4 protein-coding genes are annotated in these 2,457 nt (G+C 60.0%); 1 reads left to right on the forward strand and 3 read right to left on the reverse strand.

What is annotated here, in order from left to right; all coding sequences use genetic code 11:
• Positions 1-447: Rossmann-fold NAD(P)-binding domain-containing protein (locus tag AC1DUU_RS29505; RefSeq protein ID WP_476786870.1), on the forward strand; the 447-nt coding region annotated here is incomplete at its 5' end.
• Between the two features lie 313 nt (positions 448-760).
• Here AC1DUU_RS29505 and AC1DUU_RS29510 read toward each other — a convergent pair.
• The 3 genes from AC1DUU_RS29510 to AC1DUU_RS29520 form a co-directional block, all read right to left on the reverse strand.
• On the reverse strand, positions 761-1,243 hold the full coding sequence (locus AC1DUU_RS29510) for a hypothetical protein (protein ID WP_476786871.1): 483 nt from the start codon (positions 1,241-1,243) through the stop codon (positions 761-763).
• A gap of 14 nt (positions 1,244-1,257) precedes the next feature.
• Complete coding sequence (locus AC1DUU_RS29515; RefSeq protein ID WP_476786872.1) at positions 1,258-1,518, reverse strand: hypothetical protein; 261 nt, start codon at positions 1,516-1,518, stop codon at positions 1,258-1,260.
• Positions 1,509-2,457 (reverse strand): ribonucleotide-diphosphate reductase subunit beta (locus AC1DUU_RS29520; protein ID WP_476786873.1); only part of this gene is annotated, 949 nt, incomplete at its 5' end. The genes AC1DUU_RS29520 and AC1DUU_RS29515, both read right to left, overlap by 10 nt.

The following is a 2,457-nucleotide window of genomic DNA, read 5'->3' on the forward strand; positions in this document are numbered from 1 at the left end:
GTCGAGAGCTGGGGCGAGGTGGCGCAAAATGTCCTGTCGCAAAGCGTGCTGCCGACCTTTCTCGAACCCTCTCAGAAAATCCCGATGGTGAGCACGATCGATGTCGGGCAGGCGGTGGCAGCAGTGCTCTGCGAGGACTGGACCGGCAAGCGGATCGTGGAGATCAGCGGACCGCAAGACTGGAGCGCCGGCGATGTGGCGTCGGCCTTTTCCGGAGTTCTCGGCCGGCCGATAAAGTCGATGCTTGTTCCGCCGGAACAGCGCCCAGCACTACTTGCCGAAGAAGGCGTATCAGGCGAAGTGGCGAACGCGCTTCTCGGCATGTATGAGGGGATCGCCAACGGCCTTTTCATGCGCCAGAGCAGCGGCGAACAGCGGCGCGGCACCATTTCTCTGACGACAGCGATAGAGCGCGTTGTCGCAACGATTGAACCAGCTGGCCACTGATCCTCAGGCAACTAGCGTGTTTCAGAATTCACGTGACAGCCTTGTCTGATTCACTGCTGCTGGTGATTTGTCAGGGAGTGGAGATGAGGAGGAGCCTAAGCGCCGACATTCGCGGGCGTGATTGCGGCGATTGAGGATGGGGTTTCAACGTGTGAAGCGGCGCGTGCTTCCGGACAGGGATTTCGACGGCCGGGAGCAGCTATCGCCGCTATCGACGACTGGCGAGACGGAAGCGTGCAAGCTCGGTGAGCCGTCGCGTTCGAAGCACGACGCGCACGAGGCCTTCACCATATCTGAATTCTCACTGTCTCTGTCAAAAGCGAAACACTGCGCCCAGGATCGGCCCGTGTTGAACCACATCGTAGACAAAGTCGTCGTTCTCGTAGTCGACGGCCGCGGCGCGATAACCGATTACTGCCGAGAACGATGGACTGAACTGGTAGCCTGCGCCGCCCATCAGATCCCAGGTTAATTCGGCGGACGCGCCACCGCCGATCAGCCCCCAGCCCGTCAAATAGAATTCGGGAGTGATCGAGAAATGGCCTTTCAGTCCGACGATGGGGTCGGCCCAGGTTTCCGTCTGCGACAACCCTGCCGACCTGCGGTGTGGTACGTTGAACTCGACCGTACGGTAATTCTGTTCCCGTATGAAGCGTTCGCAGATCTCGCGCCGAACCCGCGCCAGCCCTTCTTTCTCGATGCCCTTGTTGGGGATGAAGAAGACGTTGACGCGTTTGAGCGCATCGACCGCCTGAATGGTGACGTAGTCGGGATTGCCGGCGCCAATGCCGATCACCAGGACCTTGCGCCTCATGACGCCGTTATCTTGCTGCTGGTGGCATCAGTGTCGAGTTCGTTGATGAGTTCCAGAAACATCTGCTGCAACCGGCGTGGTCCCGAATGGCCTCCGCCAAATTCAGCCAATCGGTTAGCCTGCTGCGATGCCGCTTCGTGAAGATTGCCCCCATCAGGCTGGGCGACCAACCATGCCAGGAACACCTGTTCTGGGTCGGGCAAGCGCGGCTGCAAAGGTGCGTCGTTTCGACGACTTTCCGTCCAGCTCAGTCCCATGCCAGCGCTCCACCGTTCTGGTATTCGATGACGCGGGTCTCGAAGAAGTTCTTTTCCTTCTTCAGGTCCATCGCCTCGGACATCCACGGGAACGGATTCTCGACCTCTGCGAAAACCGGCTGCAGGCCGAGCCGGGCGCAGCGGCGGTTGGCGATGAAGTGCATGTAGGTCTCGCACAAAGCCGCGTTCAGCCCGAGAAATCCACGCGGCATCGTATCGCGGCCATAAGCGGCTTCCAGCTCCGCGGCATCGCGGATCATGCCGCAGATCTCGTCCTGGAACGGCGGCGTCCACAGATGCGGATTTTCGTGCTTGATCTGGTTGATGACGTCTATGCCGAAGTTCAGATGGATCGACTCGTCGCGCAAAATGTACTGGTACTGCTCGGCGATGCCGACCATTTTGTTGCGCCGGCCAAGCGACAGGATCTGGGCGAAGCCGGTGTAAAACCACATGCCCTCGAAGATAACGTAGAAGGCAACGAGATCGCGCAGGAATGCCTGGTCTGCCTCCGGCGTGCCGGTCCGGAAATCCGGGTCGTCGAGATGCTGCGTGTGCTTCAGCGCCCAGGCCGCCTTGTCGGTGATCGACGGCACCTCGCGGTACATGTTGAACAGCTCGCCCTCGTCCAGGCTGAGGCTCTCGACGATGTACTGGAAGGTGTGGGTGTGGACCGCCTCCTCGAAGGCCTGACGCAGCAGATATTGCCGGCATTCGGGGTTGGTCAGGTGGCGGTAGATCGCCAGCACGATGTTGTTGGCAACCAGGCTCTCCGACGCAGCGAAGAAGCCGAGATTGCGCTTGATCATGCGCCGTTCGTCGTCGGTCAGTCCTTCCTTCGACTTCCACAGGGCAATGTCGGCCTGCATCGACACCTCGGTCGGCATCCAGTGATTGTTGCAGCCGGCGAGATACTTCTCCCATGCCCAGCGGTATTTG

The sequence above is a fragment of the Aminobacter sp. P4_H6_2 genome (assembly GCF_056400805.1).